General features: G+C 73.2%; 14 protein-coding genes. 6 read left to right on the top strand and 8 right to left on the bottom strand.

Annotation, left to right across the window (positions count from 1 at the left end):
• Positions 1-377 precede the first annotated feature (377 nt).
• On the top strand, positions 378-2,162 hold the full coding sequence (locus tag ADK52_RS25695; protein ID WP_053692204.1) for a S8 family peptidase: 1,785 nt from the start codon (positions 378-380) through the stop codon (positions 2,160-2,162).
• Positions 2,163-2,359: 197 nt separating this feature from the next.
• Entirely contained in the window at positions 2,360-5,161 is a 2,802-nt protein-coding gene (locus ADK52_RS25700) for a helix-turn-helix transcriptional regulator (RefSeq protein ID WP_234344233.1), read from the top strand.
• A 36-nt stretch (positions 5,162-5,197) separates the two neighbouring features.
• Here the strand turns inward: ADK52_RS25700 and ADK52_RS25705 are convergent, their stop codons facing one another.
• The 6 genes from ADK52_RS25705 to ADK52_RS25730 form a co-directional block, all read right to left on the bottom strand.
• A complete protein-coding gene (locus ADK52_RS25705) occupies positions 5,198-6,115 on the bottom strand; it encodes a glycoside hydrolase family 19 protein (RefSeq protein WP_053692206.1) in 918 nt (305 codons plus the stop codon).
• Positions 6,116-6,309: 194 nt separating this feature from the next.
• Entirely contained in the window at positions 6,310-6,723 is a 414-nt protein-coding gene (locus ADK52_RS25710; protein ID WP_053692207.1) for a rodlin, read from the bottom strand.
• A 214-nt stretch (positions 6,724-6,937) separates the two neighbouring features.
• A complete protein-coding gene (locus ADK52_RS25715) occupies positions 6,938-7,129 on the bottom strand; it encodes a DUF5302 domain-containing protein (RefSeq protein ID WP_030160954.1) in 192 nt (63 codons plus the stop codon).
• Between the two features lie 211 nt (positions 7,130-7,340).
• A complete protein-coding gene (locus tag ADK52_RS25720) occupies positions 7,341-8,267 on the bottom strand; it encodes a ketopantoate reductase family protein (RefSeq protein ID WP_053692208.1) in 927 nt (308 codons plus the stop codon).
• Positions 8,268-8,324: 57 nt separating this feature from the next.
• The gene (locus tag ADK52_RS25725) at positions 8,325-8,696 is read right to left on the bottom strand and encodes a hypothetical protein (protein ID WP_030160958.1); all 372 of its coding nucleotides are present in this window, start codon (positions 8,694-8,696) and stop codon (positions 8,325-8,327) included.
• A 316-nt stretch (positions 8,697-9,012) separates the two neighbouring features.
• The gene (locus ADK52_RS25730; RefSeq protein WP_053692209.1) at positions 9,013-9,933 is read right to left on the bottom strand and encodes a MurR/RpiR family transcriptional regulator; all 921 of its coding nucleotides are present in this window, start codon (positions 9,931-9,933) and stop codon (positions 9,013-9,015) included.
• A 210-nt stretch (positions 9,934-10,143) separates the two neighbouring features.
• Between ADK52_RS25730 and ADK52_RS25735 the strand changes: the two genes are divergently transcribed.
• Both ADK52_RS25735 and ADK52_RS25740 read left to right on the top strand, forming a co-directional pair.
• The gene (locus ADK52_RS25735; protein ID WP_053692210.1) at positions 10,144-10,977 is read left to right on the top strand and encodes a PP2C family protein-serine/threonine phosphatase; all 834 of its coding nucleotides are present in this window, start codon (positions 10,144-10,146) and stop codon (positions 10,975-10,977) included.
• Positions 10,978-11,022: 45 nt separating this feature from the next.
• Entirely contained in the window at positions 11,023-11,976 is a 954-nt protein-coding gene (locus ADK52_RS25740; RefSeq protein ID WP_053692211.1) for an MASE1 domain-containing protein, read from the top strand.
• Between the two features lie 10 nt (positions 11,977-11,986).
• Here the strand turns inward: ADK52_RS25740 and ADK52_RS25745 are convergent, their stop codons facing one another.
• Complete coding sequence (locus tag ADK52_RS25745) at positions 11,987-14,293, bottom strand: alpha-N-acetylglucosaminidase TIM-barrel domain-containing protein (RefSeq protein ID WP_053692212.1); 2,307 nt, start codon at positions 14,291-14,293, stop codon at positions 11,987-11,989.
• Between the two features lie 444 nt (positions 14,294-14,737).
• A complete protein-coding gene (locus ADK52_RS25750; RefSeq protein ID WP_053692213.1) occupies positions 14,738-15,391 on the bottom strand; it encodes an RDD family protein in 654 nt (217 codons plus the stop codon).
• Positions 15,392-15,699: 308 nt separating this feature from the next.
• Here ADK52_RS25750 and ADK52_RS25755 point away from each other — a divergent pair, with 308 nt between their 5' ends.
• On the top strand, positions 15,700-17,358 hold the full coding sequence (locus tag ADK52_RS25755) for a phospholipase D-like domain-containing protein (protein WP_234344235.1): 1,659 nt from the start codon (positions 15,700-15,702) through the stop codon (positions 17,356-17,358).
• Positions 17,359-17,552: 194 nt separating this feature from the next.
• Positions 17,553-18,389 carry a dimethylargininase gene (gene ddaH / locus ADK52_RS25760; protein ID WP_053692214.1) on the top strand — a complete coding sequence of 279 codons (837 nt, stop codon included), beginning with the start codon at positions 17,553-17,555 and terminating at the stop codon, positions 18,387-18,389.
• Positions 18,390-18,403: the final 14 nt, after the last annotated feature.

An 18,403-nucleotide genomic window follows, 5' to 3' on the forward strand; every position in this document is an offset into this window, starting at 1 on the left:
GGGGAGGTGTCAGGGGGGCGGCAGGGGTGGGGACAAGGGTTTTCCCTGTATCGGGTTCATCCTCGCGTTGCCTACTGTCTGCCCACCGGCGATCTCTCCCGCTCCGAACGGACCCCGCGCCAACCCCACATGGTGTGAAGCCGTCCGGGCGGGCCGATCGCCCGCACCGCCGTTGCCCCAGCCCCGCCGAAGCGGCCGGGGCAACGCGGCGAGCAGCGGTGGCCGGGACGGGATTGACCGCCCCGTCCCCGGCCCCGTAGCCGCCGGTTCACCTCCCACACAGCTCCAACCGCCCGCTCCGGCTTGCCCGGAAACGGCCCGCGAAAGGGAACACCGTGCACGCAACGAGACGAAGCAGGCTCATATCCGTGGTGGCGATGTCCGTCACCCTGCTCGCCGGCTCCGCCACCGCTTCCGTGGCCCTCGCCGGCTCGGAGCCCGCTCCGGCCCCGGCCGCCGCCTCCACCCTGCCGGCCGCGGGGGCGCCGGCCGCTCCGGACGCCGCTCCGGTGCAGAACCTGATCGTCGGCTACAAGTCCTCGGCCACCGAGGCCAGCTCCAACAAGGCCGCCGCGGACGACGCGACCGCCAAGGGCAAGAAGGCCGGCAAGAAGGCGAAGTTCGACCGCCGTCTCGGCACCGGTGCCGCCCTCGTCAACCTGGGCGGCTCCGTCGCCCCGGCCGCCGCGGCCGACGTGATGGCCCAGTTCCGTGCCGACCCGGACGTCGCGTACGTCGAGGCCGACTCCCGCGCCTACGCGATGGCCACCCCGAACGACACCGAGTACTCCAAGCAGTGGGACCTCTTCGAGCCCACCGGCGGCATGAACGTTCCTGCCGCCTGGGACAAGACGACCGGCTCCGGCGTCACCGTCGCCGTGATCGACACCGGCTACGTGGCCCACTCCGACGTCGCCTCGAACATCGTCGCCGGCTACGACTTCATCTCCGACGCCGCCGGCGCCCGTGACGGCAACGGCCGCGACAACAACCCCGCCGACGCGGGCGACTGGAGCGCGGCCGGCGAGTGCGGCACCGGCTCCCCGGCCAGCGGCTCCTCCTGGCACGGCACCCACGTCGCGGGCACCATCGCCGCCGCCACCAACAACGCCAAGGGCGTCGCGGGCATCGCGTACAACGCGAAGATCCAGCCCGTCCGCGTGCTCGGCAAGTGCGGCGGCACCACCTCCGACATCGTCGACGCCATCACCTGGGCCTCCGGCGGCACCGTCGCGGGCGTCCCGGCGAACGCCACCCCCGCCAAGGTCATCAACATGAGCCTCGGCGGCTCCGGCGCCTGCACCTCCAGCTACCAGAACGCCATCAACGCGGCCGTCGCCCGCGGCACCACGGTCGTGGTCGCCGCCGGCAACAGCAACGCGGACGCGTCCGGCTTCTCGCCCGCCAGCTGCAACAACGTGGTCTCCGTGGCCGCCACCAACCGCACCGGCGACCGCTCGTTCTACTCGAACTTCGGCAGCCGCGTCGACGTCTCCGCGCCGGGCGGTGAGACCCGCCGCGCCACCGACACGCCCGGCACCGTCACCACCCCCGAGAACGGCATCCTCTCCACGCTGAACAACGGCGCCACCACCCCGGGCTCCGAGATCTACAAGCCCTACCAGGGCACCAGCATGGCCGCCCCGCACATCGCGGGCCTCGCCGCGCTCGTCGTCGCCGCCAAGCCCTCGCTGACCCCGGCGCAGGTCGAGTCGGCCATCAAGGCCAACGCCCGCCCGCTGCCCGGCACCTGCACCGGCGGCTGCGGCACCGGCATCGCCGACGCGGCCGCGACCATCACCGCCGTCACCTCGGCGCCCGCCCCGGGCTTCGAGAACGGTACGAACGTGAACATCCTCGACAACACCACCGTCGAGAGCCCGATCACCGTCAGCGGAGTCGCGGGCAACGCCCCGGCCGCGCTCAAGGTGAACGTGAACATCGTGCACACGTACATCGGTGACCTGAAGGTCGACCTGGTCGCCCCGGACGGCTCCGTCTACACCCTGCACAACCGTGCGGGCGGCGGCACCGCCAACATCAACCAGCAGTACACCGTGAACGCCTCCTCCGAGGTCGCCAACGGCACCTGGAAGCTCCGCGTCAACGACAACGCGGGCGGCGACACCGGCTTCATCGACTCCTGGAGCCTCGGCTTCTGAGGACCTGACGGTCGCGGCCCCCAGGCCGCACCGGCCAGACGCTCACGTACGGACCAATGAGCCCGCGGACCTGCCGATACACCTCGTATCGGCAGGTCCGCAGCCGTTTCCCGACAGCTGACTGAATTCTGCGTCACAATCCGGGTCCACCCGGCATCCGACCTCGTATTGTCGCGTCTCACAGGAGATGCACAGAAGTGGGGACGAGAGGCTGGTGGCTGTGCGTGGTGGCGGCGACGGGGAACGCTGACACGACCGTCGGACACGGTGAACTGATCAAGGAGGTCGAACGCGCGCTGACCACGCACGGGCGGGCCTTCCTCACCGGACCCGCCGGCGCGGGCAAGACCGAGGTAGCAGGCGCCGTCGCGGCCGCGGCCGCGGCCCGCCACGAGACCGTGCTCCGCCTCGCCCCCGAGGCCGCCGACCAGTGGATACCGGAAGCCTCCGCCGCCGCACTCCTCGCCTCCGTGCCCTGTTCCGCGCTGGAACGGCTCTCCGGACCCCAGCGCACCGCCATCGCCCTGCTGCGCCGGGAGACCGACGCACCCCGCGCCGGCCGCGACCACGTGGCGCTGCGCCTCGCCGTCGTCGAGGTCCTGCGCACCCTCGCCGCCCGCACCCCCGTCCTGCTCGTCCTCGACAACGCCCAGTGGCTGGACGCGGAAAGCACCGATCTGCTCCGGTTCGCCCTGCGGCTGACCCCGCCCCGGGTACGGGTCCTCGTGGCCGAATGCGTCCAGGGCGGCGCCCCCGTCGGCGGCCCCCTGTGCGGCCCCGGCGCCCCCGCGATCCGCGTCCCCGCGCTCGGCGCCGACGAGGTCGCCGAACTCCTCGCCCGCCACGGCCTCCCCGCCCGCCTCGCCGGCCGCATCCACCAGGCCAGCGGCGGAAACCCGCGCCTCGCCCTCGCCCTCGGCCACTCCCTCGCCGAAGCCGCCGAGGCCCGCGACGCCAGCGCCCACCACGCCGACCCCCTGCCCCTGTCCGGCCAGGCCCGCGAGGTCGCCCGCCGGCTCCTCGCCGAAGCCCCGGCCCCCGCGCGCCGCACCCTGCTGCTCGCCGCCCTCGCGGCCCGCCCGACCACCGCCCTGCTGCGCCGGGCCGGGCGCCCCGACGCCGAGGCCGAACTCGCCGAAGCCGAACGGGCCGCACTGGTCACCGTGGGGGAGGACGGCGCCGTCGCCTTCACCGCCGGGGCCCTGCCCATGGCCCTGGCCGCCGACGCCGGATGGCCGGAACGCGCCGCCGGACACTCCGCGCTCGCCGCCGCCGTCGACGACCCCGTCCAGGCCGTACGCCACCGCGCCCTGGCCGTGGACACCCCCGACGAGTGGCTCGCCGCCGAGATCACCGAGGCCGCCGCGGCCTGCCGCAGACGCGGCCAGCGCGCCCTGGCCGCCGAACTCGGCCTGCTCGCCGCCGAACGTACGCCGACCAACCGCCCCGGGGACGAACTCGCCCGCCTCGTCGCCGCCGCCGAGGACGCCGGCTGGGCCGGCCGCGCCGACCTCGCCCGCCGCGCCACCCGCGCCGTACTGGCCCGAGACGCCTCGCCCGCCGACCGGGTACGGGCCCGGCTCGCGGTGATCGACGCCGCGGGACAGGCCCTCGCCGCCCTCGACGAGACCTTCGCGCACGCCATGGACGACGCCGCCGGGGACCCCGCCCTCCAGGCGGCCGTACAGCTGCGCATCGCCACGAAGTACAACCTCAGCGACGGCGACCCCGTACGCTCCCGCGACGCAGCGGCCGAGGCCGGCGCGCTCGCCGCCCTCGGCGGCGACCAGGTCGCCGAGGCCATGGCCCTGACCGTGCGGGCCCGGATGGGCCGCATCCTCGGGGACCCCGACGCCGAGGACATCCTGGCCGAAGCGCTGGCCCTGCCCGCCCCCGAGGTACCGCTCGGCATGCGCAACGCGCCGCAGTACCTCGCCGTACGGCACGCCCTGTTCGACGACCGCCTCGACGACGCCCGCCGCCAGCTCCTCGTCCTGCTCCCCGTCGTCCGGCGCACCGGATCCGCGGAGGACGTCTTCGAGGTCCTGCGCAGCCTCACCGAGGTGGAACTGCGCCGCGGCCGGTGCACGTCCGCGTCCGCGCACGCCCGCCGCGCCCTCGAACTCACCATCGAGGCGGGCCTCTCGCCCGGCCCCGCCTGGTACGCCTCCGCGATGGCCGAGGCCATGGGCGGCAGCTTCGCCCGCGCCGCCGGTTACGCCCGGCGCGGCATCCAGGCCTCCGAGGAGGAACACGACCAGGTGTTCCTCTCGCGCAGCCTGTACGCGCTCGGCCTGACCGAGCTGGCGACCGGGGAGGCAGCCAGAGCCGTGGCCACCCTGCGCCGGGTCGCCGAACTGGAGGCGGCCCAGCAGGTCGTCGACCCCTCGATCCTGCGCTGGCACGGAGAGCTGGCCGAGGCGCTGGTCGCCGCCGACGCGCCCGACGAGGCCGCCGAACTGCTCGGCGCCGTCCGTACGGTGGCCCTCGGCCTCGGCCGCACCGCCGTGGTCGCCGCGCTCGACCGGGCCCGCGGCCTGTGCCTCTCCGCGCACGGCGAGGCCGACGCTGCCGTGGACCTGCTGGAGGCCACGGCGCGGCGGTTTGCCGCGCTCGAACTCCCGGTGGAGCGCGGCCGTACGCTGCTCGCCCTGGCCCGGGTGGAACGGCGCCGGCGCCGGCGCGCCCCCGCCCGCGCCGCGCTGCGGGCCGCCGCCGAGGTGTTCACCGCGGCCGGCGCGAAGCCCTGGGCCGAACTCGCCGCGGAGAACCCGGAGCCGGGACCCGCCCCGCGCGGCGGCGCGGGCGTGGCCCTGGCGGCGCTGACCGAGGCGGAGACCCGTCTCGCCCTGCTCGTGGCGGAGGGCGCCAGCAACCAGGAGGCGGCCGCGAAGCTGTTCGTCAGCGTCAAGACCGTCGAGGCCCGGCTGACCCGGATCTACCAGAAGCTCGACGTGCGCTCCCGTGCCCAGCTGGCCACCACCCTGCGCACCCGCTGAGGGAGCGCGGGGCGGTGGCCCCGGCGGGGAGCGGCCTCAGCAGCCGAGGTTGCCGCCCGGGCTCACGCCCAGGATCTGCGTGAAGGACTGGTAGGCGTTGATCCGGCTCTGGACCTGGGCGGGGTTGCCGCCGTTGCACTCCAGGGAGCCGTTGATGGAGCGGATCGTCTCGCCGAACCCGGCTCCGTTGACCATGGCGGCGTGGGCGGTCATCGTGCCCGGGCCGTTCTGGGTGTTCCAGTACCAGAGGGCGGTCTTCATGGCGACCGCCGGATCCTGCTCCACGAGGTACGGGTTGGCGAGCAGGTTGATGCCGAGGGCGTCACCGGCGGCCTTGTAGTTGAAGTTCCAGCTGAGCTGGATCGGGCCGCGGCCGTAGTAGGCGGCCTGGCCGGCGGGGCAGCCGTACGGCTGGCTCGCGTCGCAGTAGTGGGGGTAGTTGGCGGTGTTCTGCTCCACGATGTACACGAGCCCGCCCGTCTCGTGCGAGACGTTCGCCAGGAACGCCGCCGCCTCGCGCCGCTTGACGGTGTCGTCACCGGTGTTGGCGAAGCCGGGGTACGCCGACAGGGCCGCGACCAGGCCGTTGTAGGTGTAGAAGGGGTTCCGGTTCGGGAACATCTGGTTGAACTGGGCCTGGGAGACCACGAATCCGGACGGGTTGCCGGGATCCGGGTCCTGGCCGCCGCCACCGCCGCAGGTGCCGAGGTCGGACCAGACGCCCCACTGCCCGGTGGTGCCGGGCGTCTCGCCCTGCGTCCACCACTTGGCCTGCCAGTTGTGCCCGCTGTACGAGGCGCTCATGCCGTTCGTGTAGACGGCGGACGAGGTCCACGGGGTGACGCAGGCCGCGGCCGCGGCGGCGGGCGAGGAGGGGAGGGCGACCGCGAGGCCGATGGTGGCGGCAGTGGCGGCGGCCAGGGCGAGTGCTCGGCGGCGAAGCGCACGTATCACGTAACTGCTCCTTCAGTGGGGGGAATTGCCGTGGGGGGCATTCCTGGCCACTGAAGCGAAGCTGGTCTGGACCTGTCAAGGTCTAGACCATCATTCATCCGTTTCGGACAACATCCGGGGCGCCCGCTCCGGCAAACGGGCAGGGCCCGTACGCGCCATCGCGCGTACGGGCCCTGCCGGTCGCCCAGGAGCGGTCAGCTGCCGGCGGAGAGGTTGCCGGAGAGGACCGGGATGTTGTCCACGATGTGGGAGAGCGACTCGTCGCCCTTGGCCTGGGTGGAGTTCTCGGTGCACTGCTGGTTCATCGGGTTGGACAGGACGTTGACGTCCTGGACGCCGATGTTGGCGAGGACGGCCACCAGCGACTGGGCGTTGACCTTCGCCGGCAGGCCGACGCAGAGCTTGTTGAGCGAGCCCTGGACCAGGCTGAGCTGCGGGCTCATCGCGCCCTTGGTCTCCTGGTTGCCGTAGATCTGCGCGGAGTCGTTGCCGTTGACCGTGTTGATGCCGTTGTCGTTGCCGATCGCCATCGCCGGGGCGGCGACCGCGGCACCGAAGCCCAGCACGGAGGCGGTGACCGCAGTGGTGGCCATGATCTTCTTGAGCATGAGGAGGTTCCTTCTGTCGCACTGTTGCATGGGATGGCTGCCCCCGGCGGGACGAGCTGATCAACTGCAATCCGCGCGCTTGGTTATCGCCTGTCACCCGAGTGGCCCAGCGCGTCCCCGTGACCAGGTATGCGAAAGGGGCCGTCTCCGGCTCTGTGAGCTGGAGACGGCCCCGGCATCTTCAGGGCGTCGCCGTGGAGGCGACCGCGGGCGGTCAGCCCGTCTTGCGGCGGGTCTTCTTGTTCTTGCCGCCCGCGCCACCGCTGGCGCCCTGGATCTTCGCCCGGCTCTGGTGAGCCTGCTGTGCGTGGGCACTGCGGGCGTTGCGGTCAAGGGCCTCCCGGAACTTGCGCTTGGCCTCCTCGGCCGGCGATTCGTCCTGCGGGGTGTCCGACTCTTGTGCCATGTGTCCTCCTGGGTCGACCTGAAGCCGTCTCAGTCTGTCACCCGCCGTCCCCCCTGACCAGCGGGTTCCGTTCCAGGGGCCCCGGCCGGCCGGATCGGCGGGAGGGTCCACGCGCGCGAACGCACGAAGTCCCGGGCCTCGCGGGGAGACCCGGGACTTCGCTGGTGCACTTCGCTTGACCGCCGTGTTCAACGACGGACCGCCCCCGAGGTCACGCCCCGGGGGATGCCCGCCGTTGGTGTACCCGCAGCTGCAGGGTGGCGAGGTCCAGCAGCGGGGTGGGCACGGCGAGCGCGCGGGCCCGGGCGGTCAGGTCGCCGAACACGTGCTCCACCTCCGTGGGGAGGCCGGCGACCAGGTCCCGGTACATCGACGGGGTGAGCGGGGAGCCGGGCGTGGTCACCGTATGGGCCGTGAAGGCGAGCTCGGCGTCCGGCACGGGATGGCCCGCCGCGGCCGAGACGGCCGCCGCCTCGGCGAGTACCGCCCGCCCGAGCCCGGCCCCACCGGGCACGGCGCCGACCTCGCCGACGGAGCCGCGCCCCAGGCAGGTGACGGCCGCCAGGGTGCTGATGAACACCCACTTGTGCCACATCGAGCCGACGACGTCCGCGGTCTCGGGGCTGTCGATGCCCGCCCCGCTCAGCACGGCGCGCACGGCGTCCACGCGGGCGGAGGGCCGGCCGTCGAGCTCACCGGTGACCACGACGGACGGCGGGGCCATGCGCACGATGTCGCCGTGCTCGTTCAGGGTGGTGACCACCTTGGCGACCCCGCCGAGGACCGGCGCCCCGCCGAAGCGGTCCGTGAGGTGTTCGAGATGGGCCATGCCGTTCAGCAGCGGCACGATCGCGGTCCCCGGCCCGACCGCCGGGGCCAGGTCCTTGGCGGCGCGGTCGAGCGCCGTGGACTTCACCGACAGCAGGACGAGGTCGTACGGGCGCGACAGCGCGTCCGCGGTCACCAACTCGGGAGTGAGCGTGAGGTCTTCGCCGAGGCCCGTCACCCGCAGCCCGCGCTCGCGCAGCACGGCGGCCCGCTCCCGGCGGACCAGGAAGGTGACGTCCTGCCCGGCGTGTGCGAGACGGGCGCCGAACCAGCCGCCCACGGCGCCGGCACCGACTGTCAGGATTTTCATACGGGAGAGCCTGTCATGGGACGGGACGGTCCCGCTGGCCCCGTGACGGGAAAGGCGTCAGCTCTGTGTGACGCGCAGCGCGTCGCCGACGAGGCGTACCGCGCGGGAGAGGCGGCCCAGCTGCTGGAGTTCGACGGCGTACATCCGGATCGAGCTCTCGATGACGATCTCGGCCACGCCCATCGAGGGCAGTTCGGCCCGGCTGGTCTCCAGGGCGACCCGGACCGCGCGCATCTCGTGCTGGAGCTGGAGCTGGGCGTGCCGGGTGAGGAGGGCGGGGCTGCGGGTCAGCGTCGAGTAGCTGCCGTAGCGGGCCGGGAGCAGATCGCGCAGCCAGCGCATGGCCGTGCGTTCCCAGTCGTGGGTGCCGGGGGCCTTGACCTGGCAGGGCCAGTCCGGGCTGAGCGTGGTGGAGACCGTCTGGCGCATTCTCGTCGCTTCCGAATGGTGTCGAACTCTGATCGAGACGTTGGTGGGCGGCCTCGGCCCAGGGGTTGACCGAGGCCGCCACAAGCGCTCTGGTGGATACCGGTGCCGGGAACGGGCACCCGGCGCGGGGCGTGAGGAGGAGCCGTCCCGCGCGGGTGTCCGTTCTGGGAGGGCGTGGGGTCGCTCTCCTTGGCGTCCGTGGATCCGGCGCGCTGCTTAGTAAACATATATACCGTCGAGTAGACAAGAGAATGAAAAATTACATACGACCACGGGGCGTGAAAGTGGACTGCCCCGGACCGGTTGAAAATCGGCCTTACAGGAAGAATCCGTGCTGGTCGGCGACCTGCTCGTACCCTTCGAGCCGCGCTTGCGTCCGCTCGGGATCGGCGTCCGCCATCGCCTGCAACAGGGCTGCCGACAGCATCCCCGGGGCCGCGTACGAGTCGAACACCAGCCGCGCACCCGTCCCGGCGGTCAGCGCCATGTCCGCCTCGTCCACCAGCGGGCCCAGCGTGGTGTCGGTGATCAGCGCGATCTTCAGCCCCGCGCTGCGGGCCGCCCGCAGCGCCGACAGGGTCTCCTTGGCGTGCCGCGGCATCGCGAAGGCCAGCGCCCAGGTCCCGCCGGCCTCCCGGGACTGGAGCAGGGCGTCGTAGGCGACGCTGCCTCCACGTGTCACCAGCCGGACATCGGGGTGGATCCGCCGTGCCGCGTACGCGAAGTACTCCGCGAGCGAGACCGAGATCCGCAGGCCGAGGACGGTCAGCGGCACGGAGCGGGCCAGCTCGCGGCCGATGTCGAGCACCTGGTCGGTGTCGGCGAGCAGGCGCCGTACGTTCTCCAGGTTCGCGATCTCGGCGTCCACGGCCGCCTGGAGCTCGTTGCGGCGGAACTGCTCGCGGCTCTCCGGGGAGCCCGCGACCGCGCTCAGCGCCATCGGCTGCAGGGCGTCGCGCAGGGCCGGATAGCCGCTGAACCCGAGGGAGGTGGCGAAACGTGTCACCGACGGCTGGCTGACGCCCACCCGCTCCGCGAGCTCGGTGATCGAGAGGAACGCGGCCTCGGTGAGGTGGTCGACGAGGTACTGGGCGATCCGCCGCTGCCCCGGAGACAGCCGGTGGCCGTCGAAAAGGGCGCGGACCCGGTCGCCGGGGGCCCGCTCATGGCCCGGCGGCGCCTGCCCACTCGGCGTGATCGCAGCCGCCTGTGCGCGTGCCTGCTGCCCCGATGACACCGATGGGCCTCCCTCTCATGTCACTCGTCTTCAAACATAGCTCACGCCCCGTGGTCGGGCCGGGCCGGTGCCGGGGCCCGGGGGCGCATCTCTCGCGACCGCCGGATGGCGGAAATATGATGTCCTCGGATCTCCGGCGCAGCGCCCGCCGCCAAAGCCGAGAGCCGAGTGCCGAGAGCAGGGACCTATGGATGCACCCGGGAGCGGTCCATGACCCGGCGCCGCCCCCCGAAGTCGGTGAGCGCCGCCGACCTCCTGAGCACCCTGGGACGACTCACCGCCCGGGCCCGCGCGGGAGCGGAACTGCAGCTGGCCAGGGTGGAGCTCGCCGAGGCCCTCCAGCGCGAGATGCTGCCGGGCTCCCTGCCCGCGCTGCCCGGGCTGCGCAGCGCGGCCCGCTACGCGCCCGCCCGGCACGGCCTGGACATCGGCGGTGACTGGTACGACGGCTTCCGGCTGTCCGGAGGCGGGCTCGCCTTCTCCATCGGCGACGTACAGGGCCACGACGTGGAGGCCGCCGCCTTCATGGGGCAGGTCCGCGTCGGCGTGCGCGCGGTGTCGACCGTCGTCGTGGACCCGGGCGAGGTGCTGAGCCGGGCCAACGACGTCCTGCTGTCCATGGACTGCGAGCTCTTCGCGACCTGCACCCTGCTCCGCTTCGACCCCGAGACCTGGGAGCTCGAAAGCGCCCGGGCCGGCCACGTGCCCTCCGTCTGGGCCACGGTCGACGGCCGCTACGGGATCACCGACGACGAGGGCGGCCCGCCCCTCGGAGTGGAGCCCGGGGCCCGGTACGCGGTGACCCGGCGCCGGCTCGACCGGGCGGGCTCCATCGTCCTGCTCACCGACGGCGTGGTCGAGGGACCCTCGTTCCCGATCGACGTCGGACTCGACCGGGTGGCCCGTGTGGTCAGGGAGGCGGCGGGCTCCGACCCCGACGAGATCGCCGCCGAAATCATGAAGGTGGCCGATTCCACCGGCCACGCCGACGACGCGGCGGTGCTCGTCCTCAGCCACGACGCCGCAGGACCCCCGCCCGGGTAGCGCGTGTCACGGACCGTCCGGAGGCGGCGGTTGTTGTCTGATGCTGTGGTGCGCACCGAGGAATGGCGACGTTTCAGCGGAACCCTTCTCGGGATCCTCATCGTCGCCACCGCCTACTACGCCTCAGGACGGATCGGCCTCCTGCTGCGCGTGGAGGTCGAGGGCGCGGTGGTGACGCCCCTGTGGCTGCCCACCGGCATCGCCGTCGCCGCCCTGCTGTGGTTCGGGCCGCGGATCTGGCCGGGCATCGCCCTCGGGACGTTCTTCGCCATCGAACACCTCGCCACCTTCCAGCTCGCCGACGCCGGCATCATCGCGGGGAACACCCTCGCGCCGCTCTGCGCGTACCTGCTGCTGCGCCGCGTGGGCTTCCGCGTCGAGATCGACCGGCTCCGGGACGGCCTGGCCCTGGTCTTCCTGGGCGGACTGGTGCCGATGATGATCAGCGCGTCCATCGGCACCGCGGTGCTGGTGGCCACCGGGGACCTGGCCCCCGGCGGGTTCTGGCCGGTGTGGTCGGCGTGGTGGGCTGGCGACGCGATGGGGGTGCTCGTGCTGACCCCGCTGCTGCTCGTCGTGCCCCGGCTGGGGATGCCGCAGGACGCCTACCGGGTCGCCGAGGCGGTCGGGCTGACCGTCGCCGCCGGGGCCGTCGCCTTCGTGGCCACCCGGAGCTCGCTGTCGCTGCTCTTCCTCGTCTTCCCGCTGCTGATCTGGTCGGCCGTACGCTTCCAACTGGCCGGGAGCGCGCCCTGCGTCCTGCTCGTGTCCGTCCTCGCGATCTCGGCGGCGACCGACGAGGTCGGACCGTTCGCCGGCCACTCCCTCTTCGAGATCATGGTCAACCTCCAGGCGCTCAACGGCTCGGCGGCCCTGACCGCGCTGCTGCTGTCCGCACTGGTCACCGAGCAGAACAACATCCGCGAGGAGATCGAGCGGGTGTGCGAGGACCTGGCCGAGGTCGTCGAACGGCTCGCCCCGCCCAGGCCGGGGGAGTGACCGGCCCCGCTCACGTCCGGGCGCCCGCGGGCGGCAGCGCGTCCGCGACGGCGCGCGCCAGGGCGTAAGGATCCCCGCTCGGCTCGGTCGGATGGGCGGTCGTACGGTGCGCCCAGGCGTCCTCGACGGCGTACCAGTCGATGGCCTCCGGCGCGGCTCCCGAGAGCAGGGCCCGGTCCAGCGAGGCGAAGTACCGCGCCCAGCGCGGCGCGTAGAACTCCTCCAGCAGCCCGGCCCACTCGCGGTTCGCGTAGTCGTGCAGCGACGAGGGCGGCTCGGCGGCGGCACGCGGGCCCCAGGTGGTCAGCAGGGAGCGGACGTCGTACTCGCAGCGGTCGCGCTCCGCCTCGTCCGCGCCCCAGGACCGGGCGCCGGCCGTCCACCGCCCGAACAGGAAGTGCCGGTCGGATCCGGTGACGGCCGCCAGCAGCCGCTCGTCGCGCTGCCACTCCCCGACCAGCAGCCGGAACCGGCCCAGGTCCTTGGCCCCGTACGCGGCCTTGATCTGCGGCAGCAGCACCCGGGAGTGGTTGGCGAGGGCCTGACGGGTCGTGTCCACGAGGTCGTAGCGGTACGCGCTCGAACGGCGCAGCCGGGGCGCGACCTTCAGCAGCGCGTCCAGCGCGGTGCGCACCGATGCCGCCGGATAGCGCATGCCCCCGGGCGTCCAGGTGCTCGCCTTGTTCGCGGTCAGGCTCGGGCGGGCCGTGAACAGGCCGTCCTGGGGCTGCGCCGAGTCCGTCCCGGTGCTGTAGGGGCCGCTGCGCAACGCCTCCCAGGCGGCCGCCGCGTACCCGTCCTCGGCGCCGTAGCGGCGGCGCGCGTAGGCGGAGAACCACTCCTTCCGGTCCAGGGGGCGCGGCTCCCAGGCCAGATCGGTGAAGAGGGCGAAGGCCGCCGGGTCGGCCCCGGCCGCCTCCGGCATGTACGCGATCCCGGCCAGCGCGCTGTCCGGCTTGGCCCGCCACTGGTCGAACCGCTCGACCCAGGCGCCGGTGTTGGCGCCGATCGTCGTGTGCCCGCCGAAGTTGTGGATCGTGCCCAGCGCGTACGGGGTGTGCGCCCAGGAGGTCTCGCGGTCCAGGTTCTCGTAGCGCTCGGACATTCCGTCCACGATCAGCATCCGGGAGGTGTCCACCCCGGAGAGCAGTTCTCTCGTCGGATCGTCCTGCCAGCCCAGTACGGCCCAGATCGCCCCCGGGTGCGCCGCGTCGAGGGCCCGCTGTACGGCGCCCGCGGCCGCCTTCACGTCGACGGAGGCCGCCGTGCCGCCCTCGTGCAGCGGGCTCATCCGGTACACCGCGCTGTCGCCGAACCGGGCGCGCTGGGCGGCGTAGTAGTCGGCCGCGAGCGCGGCGAAGACGGGACCGGACGGATCCAGCCAGTCGGGGCGGGCGAAGCCGTCCCACGTGCCCTGCGGGTGGACCCGGGCGCCGGGGTTGCGGTCGGCGAAGCCGGGCGGCACGGTGCCGAAGTAGCCGGGCAGGACCGGGGTCATGCCGAGGGCGCGCAGCTCGTCGGCGACCCGCCCGCCGAGCGCGGCCCGCTCCTCGATCAGCTGCTCGCTGACCGGCCCGCCGAACCCGCTCAGGTTCTGCAGCAGCCACCAGCTCTGGTGCGCGGGGCCCGGGATCCACGCGCGCAGCTCCGCCGCCGTGTACCCGTGCCGCCGCAGGGCCGCGTAATACGGGTACTCCGCGCCGACCTGGACCAGTACCTCGTTGACGCCGTGCAGGGCGAGCAGGTCGATCTGCCGCCGGCGCTCCTCCCAGGTGCGGTACGCGCCCGCGTACCCGTCGTCGGTGTCGTTGAGGGCGTACCGGTGGCGGACGAGGGCGGTGCGGGTGACGGGCTGCGGGACGCCGGGCAGGACGTCGGGAAGGGCGTCCAGGCTGTCGCCGGGCCAGCCGACGTCCACCTGGGCCACGTGCCGGAGGTACCAGCCGACCCCGGTCAGCACGGTCGCGGGCGTACTGCCCCGGACGACGACGGCGCCCGCCCGGCCGGACACCGTGAAGCGGTCCTGGCCGTCGGCGCCGCGGGGCCAGGACAGGAGGGTGAACTGGAGGGCGTGGCGCGGCGGCAGCAGCCGGCGGAGCGCGGCCTCGGCGGCGGGAACACGGGTGCGCGTCGACTCGGTGGATGTGGTGGATGCGGTGGATGTGGCGGCCGGGGCCGGGGCCGGTTCGGCTGCGGCGGCCGGCCGGGGGGCGGGCAGGGCCGCGGCCCCGGCCGGGGCGGCCGCCAGGGCCGGCAGCGCGAGGAGGGCCAGCAGCCCGGCCCGGAGGGAGGGCCGGGGCCGGTCGGATCGTGGCATCGGGGGTCCTCCCGGGTCGGCGTCCCCACAGGGCGGCAGCCCGATAACGCGGCAAGGGCGAGGAGGTGACGGGCCGACGGACGGACGCAACCCGTACCGCCGGACGGACTCCTCCTCCCGGGCCGGCCCGTGCGGCGCCTGCGTCACCGGCCGGAACGGCACGCCCGCAGCCGCAGCCGCAGCCGCAGCCGCAGCCGCAGCCGCGGCCACCGCCTCGTCCACTCCGGCCCCCTCGTCCGTCCGTGGACGGCGTCGCCGTCCGACCAGCCCTCCGGAGGAAGCGCGTTCGCCGAGCCGAGCCGAGCCGAGCCGTGCCGAGACGGGGCCGCACACGCGCCCACCCGGCAGCGGAGGAGCTCCGCTGCCGGGTGGGCGGTGGGGAGAGGGGGGAGAGGGGCGGCCTCGTCCCTGGGGTCTCAGCCCTGGGTATGCAGCTCGGGGCACTCAGTTCTTGGGGACCTGGATGACGACCGTGTTGCACACCTTGTCGGCGAAGGTCTGCTTCTTCTCGTCCCACAGCGGCCACAGGAAGCCGATGTAGCAGGGGAGTCCGTCGAGGACGTGGGCCAGCTTGCGGACGAAGGCCATGCCGAACCCGAGGAAGGCGCCGTCGGCCTCGCGGCGCAGGCTGATGCCCACGACCTTCTTGCCGATCGTCTGGCCCGTGGTGCCTTCCTTGTAGAGCTGGAAGATGGCCATGCCCAGCGCGTACAGCCAGCCGATGACGAAGAACACGCCGGGGCCGGCGTTCGCGGGGTCGCTGCTGGTGGCCAGGTCGATGAAGCCGAGGGCGTACATCGGACCCGCGATGATCAGGCCGTCGAGCAGGTAGGCACCGAAGCGCTGACCCCAGTGGGCGAGCGGCGGCATGCCCGCACCCGGCATGCCGGGCATGCCGGGCGGCGGGTAGGCGCCGTACGGCGGCGGGGTCTGCTGCGGGGCCTGCTGGGGGTAGCCGTACTGCGGCGGGACGCCCTGCGGGGGCTGCTGCGGGTAGCCGTACTGCGGGGGCACGCCCTGGGGAGCCTGCTGCGGGTAGCCGGGCTGACCCTGCGGGGGCTGCTGGCCGTACGGGTTGTTCGGGTCGCCGAAGCTCATGGCGAAAACTCTCCGGTGTCGGAAACGGGGACGTAGCGGATGGATCGGAGGAACATCACCATGTATCCGGTTTGCCCCCCTGAGCTGCCGCGATCTAGCGCGCATCATCGTGGTCGTTCCATCGACCACTTGTCCAATCCGGCCAGATGGGCTTCTTTTCGGTCAGCCTGGTGTGGCGGCGGCGTCTTGGTGGCCGAATCCGGTATGTGCGAATTCCACGGCCTTCTGACCCGGTGGTAACTTCCGCGAGTTGATCTTGCCGGTCGCCCCCTCGCGGCGACGGCGATCCCTCTCGCAAGGAAGTCACCGTGCACCGCCATACCCTGCACCGCCCGTCCGCTCACCGTCCGTCAGCCCTCGCCGCACGCGCGGCGGTCCCGGCGGTCCTGCTGGCCCTGTTCGCCGCCGTTCCGGCCGCGGCCGCCCCCGCGGCCGGCCCCGGCACCGCCGCCCCGGCACCCCACCTCGACGCGGTGGAGCAGACGCTCCGCCAGGTTTCCCCCGGCCTCGAAGGCCAGGTGTGGGAACGCACCGGCGGCAACGTCCTCGACTCCTCGACGCCCGGCGGTGCCGACTGGCTGCTGCAGACCCCCGGTTGCTGGGGCGACGACAAGTGCACCGCCCGCCCGGGGACCGAGCAGCTGCTCGCGAAGATGACGCAGAACGTCTCCCAGGCGACGCGGACCGTCGACATATCGACCCTGGCGCCGTTCCCCAACGGCGCGTTCCAGGACGCGATCGTCGCGGGCCTCAAGACCTCGGCCGCGCGCGGCAACAAGCTCAAGGTGCGCGTACTGGTCGGCGCCGCCCCGGTCTACCACCTCAACGTGCTGCCGTCGAAGTACCGGGACGAGCTCGTCGCCAAGCTCGGCGCCGACGCCCGCAACGTCGACCTCAACGTGGCCTCGATGACGACCTCGAAGACGGCGTTCTCCTGGAACCACTCGAAGCTCCTCGTGGTCGACGGCCGGTCCGTGATCACCGGCGGCATCAACGACTGGAAGGACGACTACCTGGAGACCGCCCACCCGGTCGCCGACGTCGACCTCGCCCTGCGCGGGCCGGCCGCCGCGTCCGCGGGACGTTACCTGGACGAACTGTGGTCCTGGACCTGTCAGAACAAGAGCAACATCGCCAGCGTCTGGTTCGCCTCCTCCAACGGCGCCGCGTGCATGCCCTCGATGGCGAAGGACACCGCCCCCGCCACCCCTCCGGCGAACCCGGGCGACGTACCGGCCGTGGCCGTCGGCGGCCTCGGCGTCGGCATCAAGCGGAGCGACCCGTCCTCGGCGTTCCGTCCCGCGCTGCCCACCGCACCCGACACCAAGTGCGTCGTCGGCCTGCACGACAACACCAACGCCGACCGCGACTACGACACGGTCAACCCGGAGGAGAGCGCGCTGCGGACGCTGATCTCCAGCGCGAAGGCGCACATCGAGATCTCCCAGCAGGACGTCAACGCGACCTGCCCGCCGCTTCCCCGCTACGACATCCGCGTCTACGACGCCCTGGCCGCGCGGATGGCGGCCGGCGTCAAGGTCCGCATCGTCGTCAGCGACCCCGCCAACCGCGGCGCCGTGGGCAGCGGCGGCTACTCGCAGATCAAGTCGCTCTCGGAGATCAGTGACACCCTGCGCGACCGCCTCGCCCTGCTGACCGGCGACCAGGGCGCCGCAAAGGCCACGATGTGCTCGAACCTCCAGCTGGCCACCTTCCGCAGCTCCCAGAGCCCGACCTGGGCCGACGGCCACCCGTACGCGCAGCACCACAAGGTGGTCTCCGTCGACGACTCGGCCTTCTACATCGGCTCCAAGAACCTGTACCCGGCGTGGCTCCAGGACTTCGGCTACGTGGTGGAGAGCCCGGGGGCGGCCGCCCAGCTGAACGCCGGGCTCCTGGCCCCGCAGTGGCAGTACTCCCGCGCGACGGCCACGGTCGACCACGAACGCGCCCTCTGCCAGGCCTGACCACCCGCCCGGCGCCCGTACGGAGCCGCCCCCCGGCCGCCACGGCCGGGGGGCGGCTCCGCGTCGAGTTGCTCGTGCAGTGCGCCCCCGGCGGCCGTGCCGGCTTCACCTGTCGTTCGCCCGGGGCGCGCAAGCTCGGCCGGGAAGGACCCCCCTCATTTCGGCCACCACCGTGGCCCCGCCCGGGAGCGACCATGACCTCTGCCCCGACGCCGTCCGCCCGGCCGCGCGAACAGCGCCCGCGCCGGTACCTGATGTGCCGCCCCTCCCACTTCGAGGTGGTGTACGCGATCAACCCCTGGATGGACCCGGAGAAGCCGGTCGACGCCGACCTCGCCGTCCTCCAGTGGGAGCGGCTGCGCGAGCTGTACCGCGAGCTCGGACACACCGTCGAGCTGATCGATCCGGTGCCCGGTCTGCCCGACATGGTGTACGCGGCCAACGGGGCCACCGTCGTCGACGGCCGCGTCCTCGGCGCCCGCTTCCGCAACGCCGAGCGCGTCGCCGAAGGCCCCGCGTACCTGGACTGGTTCCGCGAGAACGGGTTCACCGAGCTGCACGACCCCGAGTACGTCAACGAGGGCGAGGGCGACTTCCTGGTCACCGACGGCGTCGTCCTGGCCGGTCACGGCTTCCGCAGCGACGAGCGCGGCCACCAGGAGGCGGAGGCCTTCTTCGGCCGGCCCGTCATCGGCCTGGAGCTGGTCGACCCGCGCTATTACCACCTCGACACCGCGCTCGCCGTGCTCGACGGGGACGAGATCATGTACCACCCGGAGGCCTTCGCCCCCGGCAGCCGCGCCCTCCTGGAGACGCTCTTCCCCGACGCGCTGCTCGTGTCCGCGCAGGATGCCGCCGTTTTCGGGCTGAACGCCGTCAGCGACGGCCTGAACGTGGTGCTCCCCGAGGCCGCCGAGGGGCTCGCCGCACCACTGCGTGAGCGCGGGTTCCGCCCCATCGGCATGGACCTGTCCGAACTGCTCAAGGGCGGCGGCAGCGTCAAGTGCTGCACCCTGGAGATCCGGGCCTGACCCGCGTCGGAACA

Source organism: Streptomyces sp. WM6372, assembly GCF_001279655.1.
GTDB lineage: Bacteria > Actinomycetota > Actinomycetes > Streptomycetales > Streptomycetaceae > Streptomyces.

Excerpts from the sequence above, each read along its gene's own strand:
- ADK52_RS25745 (WP_053692212.1), bottom strand. The coding sequence starts at position 14,293 with ATGCCACGATCCGACCGGCCCCGGCCCTCCCTCCGGGCCGGGCTGCTG.
- ADK52_RS25695 (WP_053692204.1), top strand. The coding sequence starts at position 378 with ATGTCCGTCACCCTGCTCGCCGGCTCCGCCACCGCTTCCGTGGCCCTC.
- ddaH (WP_053692214.1), top strand. The coding sequence starts at position 17,553 with ATGACCTCTGCCCCGACGCCGTCCGCCCGGCCGCGCGAACAGCGCCCG.
- ADK52_RS25725 (WP_030160958.1), bottom strand. The coding sequence starts at position 8,696 with ATGCGCCAGACGGTCTCCACCACGCTCAGCCCGGACTGGCCCTGCCAG.
- ADK52_RS25750 (WP_053692213.1), bottom strand. The coding sequence starts at position 15,391 with ATGAGCTTCGGCGACCCGAACAACCCGTACGGCCAGCAGCCCCCGCAG.
- ADK52_RS25720 (WP_053692208.1), bottom strand. The coding sequence starts at position 8,267 with ATGAAAATCCTGACAGTCGGTGCCGGCGCCGTGGGCGGCTGGTTCGGC.
- ADK52_RS25710 (WP_053692207.1), bottom strand. The coding sequence starts at position 6,723 with ATGCTCAAGAAGATCATGGCCACCACTGCGGTCACCGCCTCCGTGCTG.
- ADK52_RS25735 (WP_053692210.1), top strand. The coding sequence starts at position 10,144 with ATGACCCGGCGCCGCCCCCCGAAGTCGGTGAGCGCCGCCGACCTCCTG.
- ADK52_RS25715 (WP_030160954.1), bottom strand. The coding sequence starts at position 7,129 with ATGGCACAAGAGTCGGACACCCCGCAGGACGAATCGCCGGCCGAGGAG.